This window comes from Streptococcus sp. ALY_208, assembly GCF_058314295.1.
In genome coordinates this window covers 132,124-156,203 of sequence record NZ_JBZFUI010000005.1, presented here as the reverse complement: position 1 = coordinate 156,203, position 24,080 = coordinate 132,124, and the positions used below count along the sequence as shown (strand labels likewise).

General features: G+C 41.7%; 22 protein-coding genes. 19 read left to right on the top strand and 3 right to left on the bottom strand.

Features of this window, described 5'->3' with window-relative positions:
- Window positions 1-149: 149 nt before the first annotated feature.
- Complete coding sequence (locus AC4HAI_RS06420; RefSeq protein ID WP_491079513.1) at window positions 150-1,409, bottom strand: hydroxymethylglutaryl-CoA reductase, degradative; 1,260 nt, start codon at window positions 1,407-1,409, stop codon at window positions 150-152.
- A gap of 122 nt (window positions 1,410-1,531) precedes the next feature.
- On the opposite strand from AC4HAI_RS06420, the gene AC4HAI_RS06415 reads away from it, so the two are divergent.
- From AC4HAI_RS06415 to AC4HAI_RS06345, 15 genes are all read left to right on the top strand, one after another.
- Window positions 1,532-2,818, top strand: coding sequence for a homoserine dehydrogenase (locus AC4HAI_RS06415; protein ID WP_491079514.1), 1,287 nt, complete (start codon window positions 1,532-1,534; stop codon window positions 2,816-2,818).
- Between the two features lie 240 nt (window positions 2,819-3,058).
- On the top strand, window positions 3,059-3,919 hold the full coding sequence (gene thrB / locus AC4HAI_RS06410; RefSeq protein ID WP_491079515.1) for a homoserine kinase: 861 nt from the start codon (window positions 3,059-3,061) through the stop codon (window positions 3,917-3,919).
- Window positions 3,912-4,823, top strand: a complete 912-nt coding sequence (gene rarD / locus AC4HAI_RS06405; RefSeq protein WP_491110930.1) for an EamA family transporter RarD — start codon at window positions 3,912-3,914, stop codon at window positions 4,821-4,823. The genes thrB and rarD overlap by 8 nt, the downstream gene beginning before the upstream one ends.
- Window positions 4,824-5,083: 260 nt before the next feature.
- Complete coding sequence (locus AC4HAI_RS06400) at window positions 5,084-6,346, top strand: bifunctional folylpolyglutamate synthase/dihydrofolate synthase (protein WP_491110929.1); 1,263 nt, start codon at window positions 5,084-5,086, stop codon at window positions 6,344-6,346.
- A gap of 38 nt (window positions 6,347-6,384) precedes the next feature.
- Window positions 6,385-6,945, top strand: coding sequence for a GTP cyclohydrolase I FolE (gene folE / locus AC4HAI_RS06395; protein WP_491110927.1), 561 nt, complete (start codon window positions 6,385-6,387; stop codon window positions 6,943-6,945).
- A 3-nt stretch (window positions 6,946-6,948) separates the two neighbouring features.
- On the top strand, window positions 6,949-7,749 hold the full coding sequence (folP, locus tag AC4HAI_RS06390) for a dihydropteroate synthase (RefSeq protein ID WP_491110926.1): 801 nt from the start codon (window positions 6,949-6,951) through the stop codon (window positions 7,747-7,749).
- Window positions 7,750-7,756: 7 nt separating this feature from the next.
- The gene (folB, locus tag AC4HAI_RS06385) at window positions 7,757-8,116 is read left to right on the top strand and encodes a dihydroneopterin aldolase (protein WP_491079520.1); all 360 of its coding nucleotides are present in this window, start codon (window positions 7,757-7,759) and stop codon (window positions 8,114-8,116) included.
- A complete protein-coding gene (folK, locus tag AC4HAI_RS06380; protein ID WP_491079521.1) occupies window positions 8,113-8,595 on the top strand; it encodes a 2-amino-4-hydroxy-6-hydroxymethyldihydropteridine diphosphokinase in 483 nt (160 codons plus the stop codon). The genes folB and folK overlap by 4 nt, the downstream gene beginning before the upstream one ends.
- A gap of 121 nt (window positions 8,596-8,716) precedes the next feature.
- Window positions 8,717-9,619: a UDP-N-acetylmuramate dehydrogenase gene (gene murB, locus AC4HAI_RS06375; protein ID WP_491110925.1), complete on the top strand. Its 903-nt coding sequence runs from the start codon at window positions 8,717-8,719 to the stop codon at window positions 9,617-9,619.
- A 24-nt stretch (window positions 9,620-9,643) separates the two neighbouring features.
- Window positions 9,644-10,795 (top strand): ABC transporter ATP-binding protein, encoded by a 1,152-nt coding sequence (locus tag AC4HAI_RS06370; RefSeq protein ID WP_491110923.1) that lies wholly within the window; start codon window positions 9,644-9,646, stop codon window positions 10,793-10,795.
- Window positions 10,782-11,582 (top strand): ABC transporter permease, encoded by an 801-nt coding sequence (locus AC4HAI_RS06365; RefSeq protein WP_491110922.1) that lies wholly within the window; start codon window positions 10,782-10,784, stop codon window positions 11,580-11,582. Before AC4HAI_RS06370 ends, AC4HAI_RS06365 begins: the two co-directional genes overlap by 14 nt.
- Window positions 11,575-12,351, top strand: coding sequence for an ABC transporter permease (locus AC4HAI_RS06360; protein WP_491079525.1), 777 nt, complete (start codon window positions 11,575-11,577; stop codon window positions 12,349-12,351). The genes AC4HAI_RS06365 and AC4HAI_RS06360 overlap by 8 nt, the downstream gene beginning before the upstream one ends.
- A complete protein-coding gene (locus tag AC4HAI_RS06355) occupies window positions 12,344-13,417 on the top strand; it encodes an ABC transporter substrate-binding protein (RefSeq protein ID WP_491110920.1) in 1,074 nt (357 codons plus the stop codon). The genes AC4HAI_RS06360 and AC4HAI_RS06355 overlap by 8 nt, the downstream gene beginning before the upstream one ends.
- 164 nt (window positions 13,418-13,581) lie before the next feature.
- Window positions 13,582-14,427: a BglG family transcription antiterminator LicT gene (gene licT, locus AC4HAI_RS06350; protein WP_491110919.1), complete on the top strand. Its 846-nt coding sequence runs from the start codon at window positions 13,582-13,584 to the stop codon at window positions 14,425-14,427.
- 312 nt (window positions 14,428-14,739) lie between these two features.
- Complete coding sequence (locus AC4HAI_RS06345) at window positions 14,740-16,653, top strand: beta-glucoside-specific PTS transporter subunit IIABC (protein WP_491110918.1); 1,914 nt, start codon at window positions 14,740-14,742, stop codon at window positions 16,651-16,653.
- Window positions 16,654-16,701: 48 nt separating this feature from the next.
- Here AC4HAI_RS06345 and AC4HAI_RS06340 read toward each other — a convergent pair whose 3' ends face one another.
- Together AC4HAI_RS06340 and AC4HAI_RS06335 are read right to left on the bottom strand one after the other, a co-directional pair.
- Window positions 16,702-17,436, bottom strand: a complete 735-nt coding sequence (locus AC4HAI_RS06340) for an HAD-IIB family hydrolase (RefSeq protein WP_491110917.1) — start codon at window positions 17,434-17,436, stop codon at window positions 16,702-16,704.
- A 16-nt stretch (window positions 17,437-17,452) separates the two neighbouring features.
- Entirely contained in the window at window positions 17,453-18,373 is a 921-nt protein-coding gene (locus tag AC4HAI_RS06335; protein WP_491079530.1) for a helix-turn-helix domain-containing protein, read from the bottom strand.
- A 143-nt stretch (window positions 18,374-18,516) separates the two neighbouring features.
- Here AC4HAI_RS06335 and AC4HAI_RS06330 point away from each other — a divergent pair, with 143 nt between their 5' ends.
- The 4 genes from AC4HAI_RS06330 (at window position 18,517) to AC4HAI_RS06315 (ending at window position 23,993) form a co-directional block, all read left to right on the top strand.
- Window positions 18,517-19,956, top strand: a complete 1,440-nt coding sequence (locus AC4HAI_RS06330; RefSeq protein WP_491110916.1) for a glycoside hydrolase family 1 protein — start codon at window positions 18,517-18,519, stop codon at window positions 19,954-19,956.
- A gap of 62 nt (window positions 19,957-20,018) precedes the next feature.
- Window positions 20,019-20,843, top strand: a complete 825-nt coding sequence (locus tag AC4HAI_RS06325; RefSeq protein WP_491079532.1) for a Cof-type HAD-IIB family hydrolase — start codon at window positions 20,019-20,021, stop codon at window positions 20,841-20,843.
- A 253-nt stretch (window positions 20,844-21,096) separates the two neighbouring features.
- Window positions 21,097-22,905 carry a carbohydrate-binding domain-containing protein gene (locus AC4HAI_RS06320; RefSeq protein WP_491110915.1) on the top strand — a complete coding sequence of 603 codons (1,809 nt, stop codon included), beginning with the start codon at window positions 21,097-21,099 and terminating at the stop codon, window positions 22,903-22,905.
- Window positions 22,906-23,144: 239 nt separating this feature from the next.
- Window positions 23,145-23,993, top strand: a complete 849-nt coding sequence (locus AC4HAI_RS06315) for a Cof-type HAD-IIB family hydrolase (protein WP_491110914.1) — start codon at window positions 23,145-23,147, stop codon at window positions 23,991-23,993.
- Window positions 23,994-24,080: the final 87 nt, after the last annotated feature.

The following is a 24,080-nucleotide window of genomic DNA, read 5'->3' as shown; positions in this document are numbered from 1 at the left end:
AATAAAAAATACCAACAGGAGTCATTTATTGCTGCTATAAAATTTTTCAGGGAGTGACTAGGGCTGCTATAGCCCATCAGTTTTTGTTCAGCTTTCTGGACCCGTAAATTGAGTAATAAAAGAGGTCGAGAACTTTTATCTCGGCCTCTTTAATCTAAGTCTTCTAAAATTCTTTTAGCTGTTTCAAGGTTCATATGCTTTTCTTTAAGTAATTGAGCAACAAGAGGTGCCACCTGATTGTCTGTAGCACCGGCAAGCAGGGCTAAAGATTTTGCTTGAAGCTTCATATGACCTGCTTGGATGCCTGTGCTTACCAGAGCCTTCATAGCTGCAAAATTTTGTGCTAAGCCTAAGGATACAGCTAGACTGGCTAGGGTCTTTGCGTCAGGGTGTTCTAATAGCTTGTGGGCTATTGAGACGCTGGGGTTTAACCCAATAGACCCTCCTTTGCTAGCAACAGGCATGGGCAAGGTCAGCTGTCCGATCAGTTGATGCCTGTCACGGTCAAATGTCCAAGTGGAAAGCCCTCTGTAACTGCCTGATGATGCAGCGTAAGCATGGCCTCCAGCTTCAATAGCTCGCCAGTCGTTGCCAGTTGCTATGAGTAAGGCATCAATACCATTGAAAATTCCCTTATTGTGAGTACTAGCTCGGTAGGGGTCAACTTGAGCTAGTTGAGAAGCCTCTTGTATTTTTTGAGCTAGCTCCAGCGATTCTTCCTTATGACGGCTTAAAAAGCGTAGGTCGACCTGACAGCGGGCTGTGACCAGACTCTCAGTTGCGTAATTAGATAGAATAGCCATAAGAGATTGTCCCTGGCTGATTTTTTCGAGCTCAGGTGCTAAAGCCTCCATCATAGTATTAATCATGTTAGCCCCCATGGCTTCCTGAGTATCTACGCTGATGTAGACAATGAGAAACTGGTCTTTTTGTTCCAACCAAAGATCTCGTGCCCCACCCCCACGTTTAACAATAGATGGATGGGCAGCATCTGCTAGGGTTAGTAGAGCGTCCTTGACAGCTAAGATCTCTTTTTGAGCACGAGAGATGTCGGGCAGATGGTTCAGAGCAATTTGGCCAATCATACGACGCTCGTGGATTTTTGTAGAAAAGCCTCCAGAGCGCTTGATGAGTTTAGCTGCGTAACTAGCAGCAGCAACGACTGATGGCTCTTCTGTAACCATTGGAAGCTGGTAGATGTGGCCATCAACTAGAAAATCTGGAGCTAGGCTCATGGGGAGAGCCAGTCGGCCAATAGTATTTTCTGCCATTTGGTTGGCGGTTTCTAGCGGCAAGAGCACTTGTGATTTTAGATCCTGCGCCTCTTCAGTAGTGAGAATTTGATTGCTTATTAGCTGTTCCCAGCGCTCCTGAGGTGTTTTTTTTGAAAATCCTGTCCAAGATACCATATAAACTTCCTTAATATTCGTTTTTAGATCTTAAAATTATACCATAAGTAGAAATTTTCTGTAAATTTAGCTAGTTTTTGGTATAATGAGCCTAAATAATTCACGATAAGGAGACTGAGATCATGTCTGTTAAAGTTGCTTTGCTTGGTTTTGGAACGGTAGCGAGTGGGATTCCTTTTTTACTTAAAGAAAATGAGAAAAAAATTACTTCAGGGGCTCATACAGCATTTGATATTGCTAAAGTTTTGGTTAGAGATGATGCTGAAAAAGAGAGGCTAGTAGCAGCTGGTCATAGCTATGAGTTTGTGACAGATGTTGATGAGATTTTAAACGACAACAGTATTGCTATTGTTGTAGAATTGATGGGGCGTATTGAGCCTGCTCGGACATTTATTAAGCAAGCTTTAATGGCAGGGAAGCATGTCGTTTCAGCCAATAAGGATTTGATTGCAACACATGGTAGTGAATTGATTGCTCTAGCTCAAGAAAAAGGCGTCGCTTTTTACTATGAGGCAGCCGTTGCAGGGGGGATTCCGATTCTTCGTACCTTGGCTAATTCCCTAGTTTCTGATAAGGTTACCCGTATCTTAGGTGTTCTCAATGGGACATCAAACTTTATGATGACTAAGATGGTGGATGAGGGCTGGACTTATGATGAGGCTCTGAAAACTGCTCAGGAACTGGGTTATGCTGAGAGTGATCCAACCAATGATGTTGAAGGGATTGATGCAGCTTATAAGGCGGTCATTCTCAGTCAATTTGGATTTGGTATGACTATTAATTTAGATGATGTTGCTCATCAAGGGATCTCAACGATTACCCCAGAAGATGTAGCAGTAGCACAAGAGTTAGGGTATGTGATTAAGCTAGTTGGTGATGTGCGAGAAACTGTCTCAGGTATTTCTGCGCAAGTTTTACCGACCTTCATTCCTAAGGAACACCCTTTAGCAAGTGTCAACGGGGTGATGAATGCGGTCTTTGTGGAGTCCATTGGGATAGGTGAATCCATGTATTATGGACCGGGGGCTGGTCAAAAGCCTACAGCCACTTCTGTTATGGCAGATATCGTCCGCATTGGTCGTCGTATCCAAGAGGGGAATGTTGGTAAGTCATTTAATGAATACAGCCGTCCAGCACAATTAGCTAATCCGGCTGATGTTCAGAGTCGCTATTATTTTTCACTGACAGTTCCCGATAAAAAGGGACAGATTTTGCGTTTGTCTGAAATATTCAATGGTGAGGACATTTCCTTTTCTCAAGTTTTGCAACAAAGAGGAGATGGGCATAAAGCGCAGATTGTTATTGTGACACATGCCCTAAGTCTGACTCAGTTAGAGAATGTTCAAGCTAAGTTAAAAGCACAAAAGGACTTTGAGTTGATCAATAGTTTTAAGGTTTTAGGGGAATAAAGAGAGACCGAGCCGAAAATCATCTCGTTCTGGATTTGGATCGGGGACTCTTCTAGGTACGTTTCGTACCTTTTTGCTTTTCTTTATTATTTGATACGGATAGTAAATAGACAAAGCTGTAAGTGTTTAAGGAGAATTTTACTTCTCCCTAATTCTAATGTCTATTGTGGCTCCGGCTCCCACGAATTAGTTTGGTAATGTTTCCGCTCGAGCCTGGGAGGAGCGGTGAGGAAATAGAATATGAAAATTACAGTTCCGGCAACCTCAGCTAACCTTGGACCGGGATTTGATTCGGTAGGGATAGCTCTCTCTAGATATTTGACTATTGAGGTATTGGAGGCTAGTGATGATTGGGAAGTGCTTCATGATTTAGGAGATATTCCCAGTGATGCTAATAATCTTTTGGTGCAAACAGCTCTGAGAGTGGCACCTGATCTAAGGCCCCACCGTATTCGGATGACTTCTAATATTCCTTTGGCACGGGGACTTGGATCTTCTAGCTCTGTTATTGTGGCCGGGATTGAACTGGCTAATCAGTTGGCCCGATTAGATCTCTCTCAGCAAGAGAAGGTCAATTTGGCAACAAAGATTGAAGGGCATCCTGATAATGTCGCCCCAGCTATTTGGGGTAATTTGGTCATATCCTCTTATGTTAATGAAGAAGTGGCAAGTATTGTAGCAGATTTTCCAGCCTGCGATTTTGTCGCCTTTATTCCTGACTATGAATTGAAAACGAGTGACAGTCGAGATGTCCTGCCAACTTCCATGTCTTATCAGGAAGCTGTTGCAGCTTCTTCAGTCGCTAACGTAGCTGTTGCAGCTCTTTTGGTAGGGGATTTGTCAAGGGCTGGAAGAGAGATTCAAGAAGATCGCTTTCATGAAATCTACCGACAAAAATTGATACCGGAGTTCAACCCTATCAGGGATTTGGCTAAAGCGTTTGGTGCTTATGCAACTTACTTATCAGGAGCTGGACCGACTGTTATGACACTTTTGCCGACTGGTAGGGGTGGGGATTTTCTATCAGCCTTATCGGAAATGGAACTTAATGGTGAGAGTGCCCAGCTAATGGTCGACACCCAAGGAGTTCGGTGTGAGTAAGAGACAGAAAGGCTTGCTGCTAGGAGTTTTGGCTTATCTTCTGTGGTCTTTGTTATCGATTTATTGGAAGCTCTTAGCTGGAGTAGATCCCTACGTAACCTTTTCTTATCGCATTATTTGGAGTTTCCTGACCATGCTGGTCTATGTATTTGTGACTAGACAAACAGCTCGCTTTAAAAGAGAGCTGTCAGCCTTGTGGTTCCATAAGCATCAGTTGGGGCAGGCAATACTAGCTAGTGGCATGATTGCCCTCAATTGGCTGACTTACATCTATGCGATTTCGCAGGGGCAGGCGACTCAAGCTAGTCTTGGTTACTACATGATGCCTTTAGTATCCGTTTTGTTAGCACTTTTTGTTCTTAAGGAAAAATTAACACAGGCAAGGGGAGTTGCAGTTTTAGTAGCTGCCCTTGGTGTGGTCTTCTTAGTTTATCAGACGGGAAGGTTGCCTTATGTTACCCTAATTTTGGCCTTTAGTTTTGGTTTTTATGGTTTGCTGAAAAAGGAAATAGCCTTGTCCAGTGATGTTGCTATGCTTTTTGAAGCAGGTATTATTTTGCCTTTGGTGGTGATTTATCTTTTATTTTTTGCTAAGGAAAAAAGCCTTTTGGACTATAGTTTTCTTCAAACTATCTTATTGATTTTATCGGGGCTAGTGACAGCCGTCCCTCTCTTGCTTTATGCGGAGGCTTTGAAACGTGCCCCTCTTGGTCTTATTGGCTTTATACAATATATGAACCCAACCTTGCAGCTTTTGATTGCTTTGGTCATTTTCCGAGAAACAATCAATCGAGGGCGGATTTATGGTCTTATTTTTATTTGGGTGGCCATTGCAATCTTCATTCTTGAGCAGGTTATTTATTTAAGAAAGAAAAGGTCTGAGCCAAAAATCAGTAAGTCGTGATTTTTATCGCGATTTTGATTGCCCCCGCTCTCTTATTTTTAGGTGATAGGCTTTGGCAGTCTATCCCCAGACTGCCAAAGTCCACAGGACTGTTTAAAGGGGGGAGGACTGAAAATAGGATGCGCCTCGAGGTAAGGACAGCCAACCACTGCGTTAATCTGGTAACTTTAGCATAGGTCTAACGAGTCTGGACTTTTGTCCCAGACTCACTGATTTTTATCCAACTTTTTTCAAGTGCTTAATATGTGAAAGGATTTTATATGACTTACCAAGAAGCCTTAGAGTGGATTCATGCTCGATTGAGCTTTGGTATCAAGCCAGGACTTGATAGGATGGCTTGGATGCTTAATGAGTTGGGAAATCCACAGGAATATTTGCAGGGTATCCATGTGGTTGGAACCAATGGCAAGGGGTCTGTCGTTAATAATTTGCAGCATATCTTTAGTCAGGCAGGCTATGAAGTTGGCACCTTTACCTCACCCTATATTATGGATTTTAGGGAACGCATTGCGATTAATGGGCAAATGATTACGAAAGAAGATTTGCTCTCCTGTGTTGATTTGGTAAAGCCAGTGGTAGAGCGCCTACCTCGAGAGACGTCTTACGAGGAGGCGACTGAATTTGAAGTTATCACTACGGTGATGTTTCTCTATTTTGGTCGTATTCACCCAGTAGATATTGCTATCATAGAAGCTGGTATGGGAGGAAGAGATGATTCGACCAATTGTTTCCCAGCATTGGCTGTTGTTTGTCCCTCTATTGGGCTCGATCATCAAGCTGTTCTAGGCGACAGTTATGCAGAGATCGCTGCCAATAAGGCTGCTGTTCTAAAAGCAGGTGAGCCCTTGGTGATGGCTATCAGACAGGAAGAGGCTAGGCAGGCTTTCTTGGCTAGGGCTAGGATTGTTGGGTCACCAGTTTATGAATATGGTAAGGATTTTTCGCTAGAGCCATCACAGATAGGCTATAATTTTCATCTAAGGGATGTGGATCTGGAAGGTTTGCATTCTGCTATGCCTGGGCAACACCAAGTTTCAAATGCAGCTCTGGCTGTTGCGACAGCCAGCTTGTTGCGTGGACGCTATCCCAAGATTACAGATGATGCCATTCGACTGGGACTGTCTCAAGCTAAATGGCTGGGACGTACAGAAATGATGGCAGATAATCTCATGATTGATGGTGCTCATAATAGAGAAAGTGTTCAGGCTCTAATCGATTTGATAAGAAGAGATTATGCAGATAAATCGATCAAAATTTTATTCGCTGCTATCACTACCAAGCCGGTTACTGATATGCTTTTGAAGTTGGAAAAGCTGGGGACAATCTGGGTGACAAGTTTTGATTATCCCAATAGTCTAGATGTGCTAGATTATCCTGATCAGTATGGTAGGGTAGATTCGTTTGAGGATTGGTTTTCTAAAATCTATCAGCCAGATGATCGGGATACACTCTATATTGTAACGGGCTCTCTTTATTTTATCGCCCAAGTTCGTCATTGGCTTTTGAAAGATCAGCCTAACTGAGGTATAATTAGTACCTAATAAGATGATAAGAGGATATTATGATTGATCAAGAGAAAACAGAAAATGCTATCTATCAACTTTTAGAGGCTATTGGTGAAGATCCTAATCGCGAAGGTCTTCTAGATACTCCAAAACGTGTCGCAAAAATGTATGCGGAGATGTTTGCCAGCTTGAATGAAGATCCAAAAGACCAGTTTACCGCTGTTTTTACAGAAAATCATGAGGAAGTGGTATTGGTTAAGGATATTCCTTTTTATTCTATGTGCGAGCATCATCTGGTTCCTTTTTATGGAGTGGCTCATGTTGCTTACCTTCCTAATCACGGTCAGGTGACTGGGCTAAGTAAACTAGCTAGAGCAGTAGAAGTAGCGAGTAAGCGTCCACAGCTGCAAGAACGTTTAACAGAGCAGGTTGCTAGCGCCTTGGTTCAAGCCTTGGATCCTAAAGGGGTCTTTGTCATGGTTGAGGCAGAGCATATGTGTATGACTATGAGAGGGATTAAGAAACCTGGTAGTAAAACAATTACCACAGTTGCTAAGGGAATTTATCGTGAAGATACTGTTGCCCGCCAAGAATTGCTGAGCTTAATGAAGGGATAAGGGATGAAAATAGGAAAGCACACTATAGATGGTAAGGCCTGCATCATGGGTGTTTTAAATGTGACACCGGATTCTTTTTCAGATGGTGGTCGTTATACTGAGCTAGCCAATGCCCTGTCTCAGGTTCAGGATATGATTACTGCCGGTGCAAAAATTATTGATGTTGGCGGTGAATCGACACGTCCGGGTGCTGATTTTGTTTCCGAGGAAGAGGAAATCAGTCGTATTGTTCCAGTGATTAAAGCTATTAAAGCAAGATTTGATATTCTTGTTAGCATCGATACCTATAAGACAGCAACAGCTAAGGCTGCGCTGGAGGCTGGTGCCGATATTCTTAATGATGTTTGGTCTGGATTGTACGATGGTCAGATGTTTGAATTGGCAGCTCAAGCTGATGTCCCAATTATTCTTATGCATAATCAGTCTAGCGAAGATTACCAAGATATTGTCCAAGATGTCAGTGATTTTTTGGCTCAGCGTACTCAAGTAGCACTTGAAGTTGGGGTCCGTCCTGATAATATATGGATTGATCCAGGTTTTGGCTTTGCCAAGAATGCCCAGCAAAATATTGCTTTATTAAAAGGATTAGACCATCTCTGCCATCTGGGCTACCCTGTTTTGTTTGGTATCTCACGTAAGCGTGTGGTGGATTATCTGCTTGGTGGTCATACTCAAGCAAATGAACGAGATATGGGAACGGCAGCTCTATCGGCCTATGCTATCTCAAAGGGGTGCCAAATTGTACGGGTTCATAATGTTGAGGCTAATCGTGACATCGTTAAGGTTATCAGCCAGCTGATGTGAGGGAAAAATGGATAAGATTTTATTGACAGGGTGCCGTTTTTATGGGTATCACGGTGCTTTGCCTGAAGAAAATGTCCTAGGGCAGATTTTTATGATTGATGCTGAACTTGGTTTGGATTTAACAGCAGCATCGCAGAGTGATCGTCTAGAAGACACGGTACATTATGGTCAAGTCTTCGATGTGATTAAGTATCAAACTGAGAATCAGAGTTACCAGCTTTTAGAGCGACTCGGTGGTGCTATCTGCCGAGATATTTTTGAGCAATTTCCTACTGTTGTGACTATCAGACTGAAGATCACTAAGGAAAATCCTCCCATTGCCGGTCACTATGATAGCGTAGGGATTATTTTGGAGCGCAGTCGATGAATCGTGTTTATCTCAGCTTGGGAACTAATAGAGGTGATCGCTTATCTTATCTTGAGAAAGCCTTAGGGGCGATTGAGGCCTTGCCAGAAACTAAACTGATAAGCTGCGCTTCTATCTATGAAACACCTGCTTGGGGCTTGACTGATCAGGCAGATTTTTTAAATACAGTCTGTTTGATTAGAACGAACTTGGTGCCCCTTGTTTTACTTGAGCACTGTCAGGCCATCGAGCTGTCACTTGGGCGGACAAGAGAGATTCATTGGGGACCTCGGACCATTGATATTGATATTCTTCTCTATAATGATGATCAAATCAACTTACCTGAGCTTGAGATCCCCCATCCTTATATGAGGGAACGTGCTTTTGTTTTGGTTCCATTATTAGAGATTGCTCCCCAGCTTAGGGAGCCTGTCAGCCAGGTAAGCTATAGAGATGATCTGCGAAAGTTGGATGTATCTCAAATTAAGCGTCTATCCTGATTCCTTTTTTATATCTCGCTTTCTTTAAAAATCTCTAGGACTTTATCGCAAAAGAGGTATAAATCTGCTATAATATTAATCGGCTTTATGCCGACTTTTTTAATGTAAGTTTGGAAATAGTATGATTGAAAAAATGAAGCAAATTCTTGAAGGTATTGATATTCGTATTGATGAACCTTTGAGAAAATATACCTATACAAAAGTGGGAGGCCCTGCAGATTTCTTGGCCTTCCCTCGCAATCGCTACGAGTTAGCCCGAGTTGTCAAATTTGCTAACGAAGAAGGTATCCCTTGGATGGTTCTTGGTAACGCTAGTAATTTGATTGTTCGTGAGGGGGGGATTCGTGGCTTTGTTATCATGTTTGATAAGCTCAGTACGGTGACAGTCAATGGTTATACTATTGAGGCTGAAGCAGGGGCTAACTTAATAGAGACAACCAAGGTTGCTCAATTTCATAGCCTGACCGGTTTTGAGTTTGCCGCCGGTATTCCTGGAAGTATCGGTGGTGCTGTCTTTATGAATGCTGGTGCCTATGGTGGCGAGGTTGCTCATATCCTGGTATCCGTACAGGTTTTAAATAAAGAAGGTGATGTGCGTATTGTTGAAGGAAAGGATATGGCCTTTGGTTACCGTCATTCTCTCCTTCAGGACACTGGGGAAGTAGTTATCTCAGCTAAGTTTGCTCTTAAGCCAGGAGATTATACACAAATTACCAATGAGATGAAGCGCCTTAATCATCTTAGGGAGCTTAAGCAGCCTCTGGAATACCCATCGTGCGGCTCGGTCTTTAAGCGCCCAGTTGGTCATTTTGCAGGACAACTTATCATGGAGGCTGGTCTTATGGGCCATCGTATCGGTGGTGTAGAGGTGTCTAAGAAGCATGCTGGCTTCATGGTCAATGTAGCTGATGGAACGGCTGATGATTATGAAGCTTTGATTGCTGATGTGATTGAGAAAGTTGAGCTTCATTCAGGTATCCGTTTAGAACCAGAGGTTCGTATTATTGGTGATTATCAAAACTAAGACCTTTAGGAGGAATTATGCAGATTGGCTAAGCCGATTATCTCATTTAAGAATGTCACAAAGACCTTTGAGGATAGTGGCACTCAAGTTTTAAAAAATATCAATTTTGAGCTGGAGCAAGGGAAATTTTATACTCTACTGGGAGCCTCTGGTTCTGGAAAATCGACCATACTCAATATTATTGCCGGTCTCTTGGAAGCGACCAGTGGTGATATCTACCTTGATGGTAAGCGGATCAATGATATCCCTATCAATAAGCGAGATGTGCATACGGTTTTTCAGAACTATGCTCTTTTTCCGCATATGACTGTCTTCGATAATGTCGCTTTTCCCTTGAAATTAAAGAAGGTGGACAAGGCTCAGATCAAGGAGCGTGTCAAAGAGGCGCTCAAGATGGTTAGACTGGACGGTTATGAAAAGCGCAGTATTCAGAAGTTGTCTGGAGGTCAGCGTCAGCGCGTGGCTATTGCACGTGCCATTATCAATCAACCGAAAGTTGTCCTGTTGGATGAGCCTTTATCAGCTTTGGATCTCAAGCTGCGTACCGAAATGCAGTATGAGTTGAGAGAACTCCAGCAACGTTTGGGGATCACCTTTGTCTTTGTCACTCACGATCAAGAAGAGGCTCTAGCAATGAGTGACTGGATTTTTGTGATGAATGATGGTGAAATTGTTCAATCTGGGACACCAGTAGATATCTATGATGAGCCTATCAATCATTTTGTGGCTACCTTTATTGGGGAATCCAATATTGTCAATGGCACTATGATCGAAGATTATCTGGTGGAATTCAATGGTAAGCGGTTTGAGGCAGTAGATGGTGGTATGCGTCCCAATGAGCCTGTAGAAGTGGTTATCCGTCCAGAAGATTTACAGATTACGCTACCTGACAGTGGGAAATTGCAAGTCAAGGTTGATACGCAGCTTTTTCGTGGGGTACACTATGAAATTATAGCTTATGATGATTTGGGCAATGAATGGATGATTCATTCGACACGTAAGGCTATAGAAGGAGAAGTTATCGGGCTTGATTTTACTCCTGAGGACCTCCATATCATGCGCCTCAATGAGACCGAAGAAGAATTTGATGCCCGTATTGAAGAATATGTTGAGCTTGAAGAGCCAGAGGAAGGTCTGATCAATGCTATAGAGGGGGAGCGTCATGAAAAAGATTAATGTTTTTTTCGCCCTCCCTTATCTTTTGTGGCTCTTATTATTTGTTGTCGCACCAGTTGGTATGATTGTGTTCCAGTCTTTCTTTAATCAAGAGGGGCAATTAAGTTTAGAGAACTATCAAACTGTTTTTAGTTCTTGGACTTATCTGCGCATGGGAATGAATTCGATTCTATATGCGGGGATTATTACACTACTGACTTTGATTTTAAGTTATCCTACGGCTTTTATCTTGACCAGACTGAAAAGAAAACAGCTCTGGCTTATGTTGATCATTCTACCAACTTGGGTAAACCTCCTTCTAAAAGTCTACGCTTTTATGGGGATTTTAGGACAAGATGGTAGTATCAATCATTTTTTGACATTTATGGGGATTGGTCCTAAGCAGTTGCTTTTTACTGATTTTTCTTTTATTGTTGTGGCTGCTTATATTGAATTACCCTTCATGATTTTACCAATTTTCAACGCCTTAGATGATTTGGATACTAACCTCATTTATGCTAGTCAAGATTTAGGAGCTAATCGTTGGCAGACTTTTTGGCGGGTGATTTTCCCCCTATCTTTGAACGGTGTCCGCTCTGGTGTTCAGTCGGTTTTTATTCCCAGTCTCAGTCTTTTTATGCTGACACGTTTGATTGGGGGCAATCGTGTGATTACTCTAGGAACGGCGATTGAGCAGCATTTTCTCATCACGCAAAACTGGGGTATGGGATCCACCATTGGTGTTATTTTAATTATTGCTATGGTAGCTATCATGACTTTGACCAAGGAAAGGGGCGCTAATGGGTAAATTTGCCAAGTCTTACTTGACTGTTGTTTTCTGCTTGCTCTACCTTCCTATTTTTTATTTAATTTTTTATTCTTTTAACAGCAGTGGGGGGATGAGTCAGTTTACTGATTTCACATGGGCGCATTATCAGGCTGTTTTTTCTGATAGTCGTCTGATGTTGATTCTTGTTCAGACATTTTTTCTAGCTTTTTTAAGCGCCTTACTAGCGACTTTTATTGGTACCTTTGGTGCTATCTTTATCCATCAGGTCAAAAAAAGATACAATCAAGGTTTATTGGTGCTCAACAACGTCCTCATGGTTTCACCAGATGTGATGACAGGAGCTAGCTTTCTCATTCTCTTTACCTTTATTGGTTTTCAGCTTGGGTTGTGGTCTGTCTTACTCAGTCATGTTGCCTTTTCTATCCCTATTGTGGTTTTGATGGTGTTACCCAGGCTCCAAGAAATGAATCCAGATATGATCAATGCTGCTTATGACTTGGGAGCGACTCGTTTTCAAATGCTGCGTTCTGTCATGCTTCCCTATCTGACACCAAGTATCATTGCTGGCTATTTTATGGCTTTCACCTATTCATTGGATGATTTTGCGGTGACTTTCTTTGTTACTGGAAATGGTTTTTCTACTTTAGCGGTTGAAATCTATTCACGCGCTCGTCGAGGCATTTCACTAGAAATTAATGCCTTATCTACCATTATCTTTTTGGTTAGCATCCTTTTGGTGATAGGTTATTACTTTATTAGCAAGGAAGAAGGTAGCCAAGATGCGTAGGTTGTATTTATTCATCACAGGTATATTCAGTGTCGTTCTTATTCTTTTTTTCATCATGCTTAGCTTGACACAAGAGCAGTCTAGTCATGATCAGGCTAATAGCTTGGTTATCTATAATTGGGGAGATTATATTGATCCTGAGCTGATTGCTAAGTTTGAAAAAGAGAAGGGGATCACTGTTCAGTATGAGACCTTTGATTCAAATGAGGCTATGTATACTAAAATTGAACAGGGTGGTACCCGATATGATATTGCAGTTCCAAGCGATTATATGATCGATAAAATGGCCAGGGAAAATCTTTTGGTTAAGCTGGATAAATCTAAAATCAAGGGACTAGACCATATCGATCCACAGTTTACAAGCAAAAGTTTTGATCCTGATAATAGCTACTCAATCCCCTATTTTTGGGGAACGGTAGGTATTATCTACAATGACCAATTAGTTGCGTCTGCCCCTAGGCATTGGAAGGATCTTTGGAAGCCAGAATATCGCCATCAGATCATGCTAGTAGATGGTGCTAGAGAAGTGATGGGGATGGGACTTAACGCTTTGGGATACAGTGTCAATACTAAGAACTATAGTCAGCTCAATCAAGCATCTGATCAATTGAGTCATTTGACGCCCAATATCAAGGCGATTGTAGGCGATGAAATGAAAGGTTATTTGATCAATGGAGATGCAGCTATTGGGGTAAGTTTCTCTGGGGAGGCTAGGGAAATGTTAGATAGCAATGAGCATCTTCATTATGTTCTTCCTTCTGAAGGCTCCAATCTTTGGTTTGATAATATTGTCATTCCAAAAACAGTGGTCAATAAAAAAGCAGCCTATGCCTTTATTTCCTTTATGTTAGATCCTAAAAATGCTGCTCAAAATGCGGAGTATATCGGTTATGCAACCCCAAACACAGCTGCTAAGAAGCTATTGCCTAAGGAAGTGACAGGTGATCCTTCCTTTTATCCATCAGCAGCTGTTATTAAAAATTTAGAAGTCTATGATAATTTAGGAGCTAATTGGTTAGGCATTTATAATGATCGCTATTTACAATTTAAAATGTATAGACGCTAAAAGGAGTTTGAGATAAGTTCAAACTCTTTTATTTTTTGTGTTGAATGCTCCAGGCATTAATTTTTAGTCCATTAGTCATTTAGCCATGTAGAGTAGTCAAATTATTATTTAACTTTAACAATAGTCTGTTACAATAGGGTGTATGTCGAAATGAGGTTACTGTTATGAAAATTGAGCGTGTCTACAATAATAATGTCGTCCAAATAGAAGAAGAGGGCACTGAAATCATTCTTATGGGGAAGGGATTGGGTTTTCAAAAGAAGCCGGGTGATGTGGTTGATTCTAAAAAAATTGAAAAGCGTTTTGTTCTTGAAGAGACTCAGAGGTCATTTGATCATATCAGTGAACTATCGCGTGTCTATCAAGATTTGACAGATGATGAGTTATCTCTTGTCTTAGCGATTATTGCTTATGGACAAGAGATATTGGATCAGACTTTTGAGATTTCTCTCTACATTGCCTTGGCAGATCATCTTCACTATGCTATCGCTAGGACAAAAGAGGGGATTAATCTGCAGAATCCTCTGGCTTGGGAAGTGAGAAAATTCTATCCCAAGGTTTATGCTATTGGATTAAAAGCTCTTGCAATGATTAAAGAGAGTTTGGGGGCGACGATGGACGAAGGTGAAGCAGCCTCTATTGCTTTGCACTTTATTAATGCTCAAAAAGAAACAACTCTCCCTCATACTAGTCAGCAGATTCAGCAAATTGTGATCAACTGTCTAGAAATTGTCCGACTTCATTTTGGTTACCTGGCTCCAGAGGATTCGATCAGCTATAATCGGTTTGTCACCCATCTTCAATATTTTGCTCAGCGAGTAGTCAGCGGTAGTGTTCAGGGAGCTAATGATGATTTTCTCTACGAACAAGTCCAACTCAACTATCGAGAGGCTTTTAGCTGTACTTTGAAAATTAAGGACTATATCCAGGAGCAGTTTAATTTTCAAATGAGCAAAGATGAACAAGTCTATCTGACCATCCATATCCAGCGTCAGCAGAATCAAGTGTAGGGTTGAGAGAGTGAGAAAAATCGCGGTTCCTTGACTTTTATTTTTTGTCAAATAATTTTAATGAAAGCCCTTGCAATTTTCTAACTATTTGATATAATGATGGTGTTAATAAGGATTGTTACTGTAAGGCAGGCAAAACCTAAATAAATACGAGATGGCGTCGTATGCTAAAAAGCATAGATGAGTCTTTGGTATTTGTTTAGGTTTTTGTTTTGTCTAAACGGCTAACATTTCTATTTTGGAGCTGGCTTAGATGGATTTGTTTATGACAGACAAGTTAGCTAAGCTACATCTTATGAAAGGAGCCTAGGTATGGCTAAAGATTATACGGAATTAGCTCAGGATATTGTCGAACACGTCGGTGGTAAAGACAATATTGTTAAGCTGGTCCATTGTGTGACACGTTTACGCTTCACCCTCAAGGATGAAGGGAAAGCAGATGAGGACTATCTCAAGAAACGTGATGGTGTTGTAACGGTTGTTAAAGCTGGTGGGCAATTCCAAGTGGTCATCGGTAATCATGTTCCAGATGTTTACGATGCTGTTTTAAAAGTTGCTGGAATTTCTGGAGATGGCGGCATTGATGTCGATGAAGGTGATGTCCCTAAAGGGAACTTATTTGATCAATTTATCGCTTTAGTTTCAGGTCTCTTTCAGCCAATCTTGGGAGTCTTGTCAGCGGCTGGTATGATCAAGGGATTAGTTGCGATTTTAGCAGCAGTAGGAGTCAAGGAGACAGATGGTCTCTATATTATCTTGAATGCGGCTGGTGATGGTTTCTTCCAATTTTTACCATTAATCTTGGCACTAACAGCAGCTAAGCGCTTCAAGATGGATCAGTTTACAGCAATTGCACTTGGCTTTGCTTTGGTCTACCCTGATATTGCTACAAATTTTGCTAAAGGTGGTGTGACCTTTTTAGGCATTCCTGTTATTTTTCCACAATCGACCTACCTTCAAACCGTTTTGCCAATTGTTTTGACGGTATGGATTGGTTCTAAAATTGAAGCCTTCTTCAAGAAAGTTATTCCTGATGTTGTGAAGGTCTTCATTGTGCCTTTCTTTACCTTGTTGATTACAGTTCCGCTTGCCTTCTTGGCTATCGGACCTGTGATGGCAGAAGCTTCTAACTTGGTAGGAGTTGGCTTCCAAGCTGTATATAACTTTAGTCCTATTTTATTTGGTATCCTTCTTGGTGCTCTTTGGCAAGTTATGGTTATGTTTGGACTGCACTGGGGTCTTGTACCGATTGCTATTCTCCAATTTTCAACGCAAGGATGGAGTACGATGCTGGTAGCTACAGCTGCTATCTGTTTTGCTCAAGCAGGTTCTCTTCTTAATATCTTCTTGCGGACTAAGGAAGAAAAAGTTAAACAACTGACGATTCCTGCTTTTATCTCAGCTCTTTTCGGGGTGACTGAGCCAGCTATTTATGGTATTACATTACCAATGCGCCTGCCTTTCATCATGACTTGTGTTGCTGGTGCTATTCAAGGTGGTCTTCTAGGTTTCTTTAATGTTACTGGCTTTACTATGGGTGGTCTTGGTTTGTTCGGTATTCCTTCTTATATCATTCCTGCTAAGATGCCAGCAGGAGCACCAGCAGGACCTAATAATGTTTGGTATTTCATTGGCGCTATTGTCTTGAATTTTGTTCTTGGATTTGTCTTGACTCATTTTGTTAAGATTCCTTACCTTTATGGTGGACCTTCTGCAGCAACTGAAACTAAAGCAGAAGCAGAGGTAGAGGCCCAACCACTAAAGGAACTTAAGCAAGAAATTATTGCTTCACCGATGATTGGTAACGTTGTCAAATTGGAAGATGTTCCTGATCAGGTCTTTGCCTCAGGAGCTATGGGTAAAGGTATCGCTATTGATCCTACTGATGGGACAGTTGTTGCCCCTGCTAATGGTGAAATCACTCTTGTTTTCCCAACGGGTCACGCTGTCGGTATGAAGACTGAGAACGGTGCTGAAATCCTCATCCATATTGGGATGGACACCGTTTCTCTGGCTGGTAAAGGATTCAATAGCCTAGTGGAAGCCGGTCAAAAAGTTGAAGCTGGTCAAAAACTTCTTGAATTCGATTTAGCAGTTGTCCGTGATGTTGGACTGCCAATTATTTCTCCTGTTATTGTGACCAATTCTGCAGACTTTGATGATGTCTTACTGACACAAGAAAGTCGCGTCAATGCTGGAGATTACTTGTTGACAGCGGTTAAATAGTTAAAAAGCTTGACAGGGCTTCGTTCCTTATCAAGCTTTTTTATATGTTTAAAGATAGTCTCTAATTTTACGCTTAAGATTGGTCCGTCTTATGAAAGAGACATTTGGCTTATCCGATAGGACTGGTAGTTTATTGTCGATAAGATAAGCTATCTTGGCATGTAAGAGCATTTGTGTATCGTTTTGGTCATTGCCAAAAGCGATATAAGGCTGATTACCGATTAATTTTTGGATGGCTGTATATTTATTGATGCCTTTAGCAGTGATGACGATCTCTTTAGGGTTAGTGTCAATGACTGTATCGATCTGGTGACAGCTATTCAGAAAATCAATGAAGTTTCGATCGAGGGAAAAGATGATGAACTTACTTATAGCATTAGGATTGATGGGAATATTTTGGGCTAGCTGATCCCTATCTAGCAGATTCCAGATAGGATGATTTGATTGTTTAATATGGGCGCTATAGTCCCAATCATAATCGATGATATAGTCTAAGGATCTGTCTTGGAGATAATTGATGATCTTATCTGCAACAGCAGGATCAATAGACTTGATCAGGATATTCTTTTCGTGCTGACGGATCATAGCACCGTTGGCACCGATAAGTTCACAGTTATTGAACTCCTTAAGCAAGGGCATCATATCTCGTATAGGCCTAGCGGAGGCAAAGATGAGACGGGATTTTGTAGCTAGTTGAAGAAGTAATTGTTTGATTGTTGGATCGATCTGTAAGCCATCGTAGACAATCGTTCCATCCAAATCAAATAGGTAGATTTTAGACATGAAAAGAAAATTCTTTCTATTTAGCAGGATTGACCATAGCAGTACCGCTTTGGATTTGCTTTTGTTGTTTGCGATATTGACTGGGGGTCATCTGGTAGTAGTGCTTAAATTGTCGGTTAAAGTTAGACAGGTTATTAAAACCCACGCTGGTAGCAATATCAAGAATAGACCTACTGGTGTTGCTCAATTCTTCGCAAGCTTTATTCAGGCGGACTTGAATGATAAAGTCAATACAAGAGGTACCCGTATGTTTCTTGAATACCGCCATAAAATGAGTCTTGCTGTAGCCGATCATATTCGCTAAAAATTCGATAGACATGGGCTGTTCGTAGTGCTGATTAATATAGTCAACGAGTTCACGAATTTTTTCATTCTTGCGATAGGCATCGTCAGTAACTTTACGAATGACGTAACGATATTGAAAGAGCAGATAGAGAAACTCATTGATTTTAGCTTTGAGCAAAAGCTCAAAATGGCGGTGCTCTTCTTTGACAAGTTTAAAGATGGCAAAGAGGCAGCTATGCAGTTCTTCGTAACCAGCCATGTTCGGCTTGATAATGGGGATAAACTTGTAATCACTATTTTGCAAGGGCTGCAGGTAACGCAGACTGACCTGGTCGATGATAGCATTTCCCACCATATCTAGATGAAACTGAAAGGTATCGCTGACTTGGCGCTCATTACCAATAGGATGGATGGAGTGCATGCCGTTGGGGCGGATAAGGATGATGTCACCAGGTTGAGTTTCAAAGTAATCATAGTCGATATGGTATTGAGCGTGTCCCTCATAGATATAGCTAATCTCCATTTCTGGGTGCCAGTGAAATAATGTATCTGGTCGGCCATTTTCTATAATGGTGTGATAGTAGTTATAGGGGAGAAGATGGTGATTGAATGGGACCTCTTCTTTGAGATCATTTAGCAGGGGTTCTTTCATGAATTTTCTCCAATGTTTTTCTTTTAGTTTAGCATAATTTCAGAGTATAGTATCATTTTAACCAAGGATAATGCCAGAAAAATCATGTTATTAATTCTATACTACTATTATCAGAACTAATAGAAGTAGTAAGGAGTAGTCTTATGACAAAATCAGTATTTCCAGAAGGTTTCCTTTGGGGTGGGGCAACCGCTGCCAACCAATTCGAAGGGGCTTATAATGTGGACGGCAAAGGATTGTCCGTCCAAGATGTCACCCCTCAAGGTGGAATCCCTGCCAAAGACGGTGATCTCAATCCTTTGATCACAGATCAACCGACGGAGAATAATCTTAAATTGGAGGGGATTGATTTTTATCATCGCTATAAGGAAGATATTTCTCTCTTTGCTGAGATGGGTTTTAAGGTTTTCCGCCTGTCCATCGCTTGGAGTAGGATTTTCCCAAATGGTGATGAGACTGAACCCAACGAAGCTGGCTTGCAATTTTACGATGATGTTTTTGATGAGTTGGCCAAGTATGGCATTGAGCCTCTGGTGACCCTCTCTCACTATGAAACGCCTCTGCACTTGGCACGCCAGTATAATGGCTGGGCAAATCGGGACTTGATCGACTTCTACGGACGTTATGTTCGCACGGTCTTTACCCGCTATAAGGATAAAGTAAAATATTGGCTGACCTTCAATGAAGTTAACTCTGTTCTCCACGCGCCATTTATGTCAGGTGGTATTGCCACACCGGTCGAAGAGCTCAGTAAACAGGATCTCTATCAAGCGGTTCACCATGAATTGGTGGCATCAGCCCTGGCTACCAAGGTTGGCCATGAAATCAATCCAGACTTTAAGATTGGTTGCATGGTACTGGCTATGCCGGCTTATCCTATGACATCAAATCCTTTGGATCAGTTGGCTGTTCGTGATTTTGAAAATCAAAACTATCTCTTCTCAGATATTCATGCGCGTGGAAAATATCCAAACTATATCAAGCGCTTCTTTGAAGAAAATGGTATTGAGATTCAATTTGCACCAGAGGACGAGGAAATTCTCAAAAATACTGTTGATTTTATTTCCTTCTCTTATTACATGAGTGTGGCCCAAGCGCATGACCCTGAAAACTACAACTCAGGTCGTGGTAACATTATGGGAGGTATCAACAATCCTTACCTAGAAGCTTCCGAATGGGGCTGGCAGATCGACCCAGTTGGTCTGCGACTTGTTCTTAATAATTTCTATGACCGTTATCAGTTGCCGCTCTTTATTGTAGAGAATGGGCTGGGTGCCAAGGATGTCTTGGTGGATGGTCCTGACGGCCCAACTGTTGAAGATGACTACCGCATTGACTATTTGCAAAAGCATTTAGTCCAAGTCGGCGAAGCTTTGAAAGATGGTGTAGAGCTTCTTGGCTACACGACATGGGGACCGATCGATCTGGTTTCAGCTTCCACAGCCCAGCTCAGCAAACGCTACGGCTTTATCTATGTCGATCGTAACGATGATGGCAGTGGTAGTCTAGCACGTTACAAGAAAAAATCCTTCAATTGGTATAAGGAAGTTATCGCCAGGAACGGAGAGGTGCTCTTTAAATAAATTAGGGAAAAGCAGTATGGTGGGATAAGGCCTGCTGCTTTTTTTGGGGAAAGGGAAATATTATGAGTATTCGATTAATTGCGGCAGATATGGATGGAACTTTTCTGGATTCCAAAGGCTCCTATGATAAGGAGAGGTTCATCAAGATTTTGGATGCTCTTGAAACTAGAGGGATTCAGTTTGTTGTTGCGACGGGAAATAGTATGAAACGCTTAGAGATGCTGTTTGACGGACTGACTGATCGAATGGATTTTGTAGCAGAGAATGGCGCTCATATCATGATCGAGGGACAGACCTTGTCTAAGACCACGATTGCAGAAGGCTTGGTAGAGGAGGCTCTGCAGTTTTTTGCAGGTAAGGAGAGAGACTACAGTTTGAGTTTGACGAGCGATGTCTGTACTTATATGCTTAGAGATAGCTCAATTCCTGATTTTGATGGGATTGAGCCTGAGCAGTTGGAAGCTATGCGAAATCAAATTCATCATTTACGCTCGTGGGGAGAAATAGCAGGCCCTATTTTCAAGATGAATCTGGCCACTAATGAAGCAGAGGCTTATTCTGTTGTAACTGATTTCAATCGGATTTTTAACGGTCGCCTCAAGGCTGTCACTAGTGGTTACGGAGGTGTTGATATCATGGTTGACGGCTGCAATAAAGCTACTGGTTTAGAGCGTGTACTTGATCACTTTAAACTAACACCGAATCAGGTCATGAGTTTTGGTGATAGTGATAACGATTTGGAGATGTTGGCCATTAGTGGTGAGAGCTATGCCATGCTCAACGCCCCTGCCAATGTTAAAGCAGTAGCTAAGTATGAAGCCCCTCATCATGATGATAATGGCGTTTTTCAAGTTATTGAAGCTTTTTTGAAAGGTAATAATGATTGAGAGGGATGTGATGATTTTTATAATTTTAGGAAATCCTGTAGCATTTTGATCTGATTAGTCAGCTAGAGAGTTTTGTAATCGATCTAAAAGTGCCGCCAAGAGATAGGACTACCGATAACCGATACTGGAAGGGGCCTTTCATCCTATTTTTAACCTTACAATGATCTATTTAGATGATTGATTACTTTTAAAATTTGTTAAGTTTAGAAATTTTGATATAATGGATCAATATTTAGGAGGTTTATGAAGTAGTATGAACAAAAATGTTTTATTTAATCGTCAGAGTTTTGCAAATGCCAAGGGGCATGATAGCAAGCGTAAATCCTCTAAGGGCTTAGTAGCAGGAGTGCTCCTAGCAGGATCTTTGCTTGTGCTGGGGGCTGGCCAAGTGGTTTCTGCCGATGACCAATCTGCAACAGCTGTTATTGTCAATGCTGAATCACCAGATACGGGGGATCAGCAGGCTGTGTCAGCTGAGGCAGCAAGTGAGTCGGATCAGACTGATGAGACAGCAGCTCAAGCAGAAGAGCAAGCAGCAGCTGTCTCTGATCAGCCAGCCAGCCAGAAAGTAAATTCTGAGTCTCCTCAATCGGTAGCTTTTGTTGCATCATATGATGATGATGAAGATGAATTCGATGAAGAAGAGGATGAATCTGATGATGACGAATATGAGTTTGATGACGACGAAGACGACAACTATGACCAAGAATCTGATGACGATGCGAGCGATGATGAGAAGAAAGCGACTATTACTTTCAGTGAAGTGGGAGTAGAGTCCTCTTCTTCTCATGTCACTATTGACGACCGAACCGTCACTATTTCATCAGCTGGAACCTATACGCTAACAGGCTCTGGAAATGGCTATCATATTGCCGTTGCTGATGGGGTAACAGGTCAGGTTAAGCTAAAACTCAAGGCTGTCAATCTGACAGATTCTCATATCTCATCTGCGGGAGATTTGGCTATCAAAGTTTCTTCAGATAGTTCGTTATCATCAGCTGAGGCGACGATTGAAGCTGGTGGAGCTCTCTTTATTACTAGCAAGAAAAAAAGCACTCTAACGCTGACAAGTTCTGAGTCGCATGCGATTAAGGCGGGGGAGCTTGAGGCTGAAGATGCTAATTTGACGCTTAATGCAGTGGCTAAAGATGGGATGAATGTCCAAACAAAAGTGAGCCTCGATGATTCAGCTGTTACCATTACCGCCGGTGATGATGGTATTCAAGTCAGTGATGATACTGATGTCAATGCTGGGGATCTCAAGATCAAAGATTCAACCGTGGCTATCACAGCTGCAAGTAAAGGCATAACAGCTAACGATGAGGTGACTGTTAAAGGAGATACTACTCTAACGATTAAGTCAGAGTCTGAAGGTGTTGAAGGCCGCCATGTTGAGCTGAAAAAAGGAACTATCACCATTGATTCTGGGGATGATATCATTAATGCGACTGAATGGACTGCTAAAGATGATGCGGACCTTTCTCAGCTGACTAATAGTACCTCTGATATAAAAAACGAGGTGGCTATCATCTTATCAGGTGCTGATGTTAATGGGACTGGCTATGATGATGGCGTGGATTCCAATGGGAATTTGACTGTTACTGGTGGCAATCTTAAAATTCAGTCTAAAACTGACTATAGCTCAGCTTTAGATTATGATGGTATTGGTCTGGCTTCTGGTGGTACTATCTGGGGGATTGGTCACATGGGCTTTGCTCAAGGTTTCTCAACAGGTACTGAGCAGGCTTATATTATTGGCATTGTTTCAGGATTAGCTGGTGATACTATCACCGTTACAGATGAAGATGGCCAAGTAGTGGCTCAAACCCAGGCTGATGTTGACTTTGATAATGTTGTCTACTCTAGCAAAGACCTAAAAGAAGGAAAGTCTTACACTATTACAACAGCTGACGGTCACCCAGCAAGAGTAACAGCGACCAAAGAAACAACTCCTCACCCAGAGATTCGCCGTGATATTCCAAAGGAGACGATTCCTCTCTTACCAAACGGCCATCATCCGGCCTTCCCTGGAAGCGGAACACCTCCAGAGGATAATCAATAGAAAGAGTACATGAGGGAATTTGCAATAGTCAAAAGAGAACCTAAAAAGGTTCTCTTTTTGCTTTATAGGAGTTGGGGATCTTTGGTTATTGGACGTTGGATCGCTCTCAAAATATTTGGAGGCCTCTTTTTATCGTGAAAGAATCATAGGATAGTATTATTTTTTAAGAGGAAGTTTCTATCTTTTTGAGTAAGAACCTTTTATAATGGTGATAGCTATAAAAGTTATAAGGAGAAACTATGGCTGGCAAAGTTATTTTTTTAGATGTTGATGGGACGCTTGTTGACTATGAAAATCGTATTCCTGAATCGGCTATTGTGGCGATTCAGCAAGCACGCTCCAAAGGTCATCTCGTCTATATGTGTACCGGTCGCAGTCGTGCTGAAATACAGCCGAACTTGTGGAAGATTGGCTTGGATGGTTTAATTGGTGGTAATGGTTCTTATCTTGAGCATCATGGCCAAGTTCTCATGCACCAAGTCCTATCTGAAAGGGATAGTCAGGAGATTGTTGATTGGCTGAGTCAACATCAATTAGAATTTTATATTGAGAGTAACAATGGCCTTTTTGCTAGTGAACATTTTAGAGAAGTCGCAAGACCAGTCATTAGAGCTTATGCAAAACGTAAAGGAGCATCGGATCAAGAGGTGGCAGACTTGGAGGCAGACGATGCCATCCATGGCTTACTCTATGGTGAGGATCTCTATCGTGATGATGTCAATAAAATCAGTTTTATCTTGAATAGTTATCAGGACTATCTTGATGCTAAGTCTGCTTTTCCTCATCTCAAAGTAGGAACCTGGGGAGGTCGAGGTGAGACAGCGCTTTTTGGTGATATAGGAGTAGCTGGTATTGATAAGGCTCATATGATAGAGGTTCTCTTAGATCATTTGAAGCTTGATAAAAAAGATACGATCGCCTTTGGAGATGCTAAGGTAGATATTCCGATGTTGTCCTATTGTGAGATCGGGGTCGCCATGGGAAATAGCGGTCCGGAGCTTTTGGCTATGGCAGATATGGTGACAGATGATGTAGAAGAAGACGGTCTTTACAAGGCTTTTGACAAGCTAGGATTGCTGGAAGAATAAGATCTGATTATCTCTTAGTTAGCAGATATTATAAAACGGGTCTAGGATAAGAGTTCCTAGGCCCGTTTATTGTCGCTGTTTTTCTAT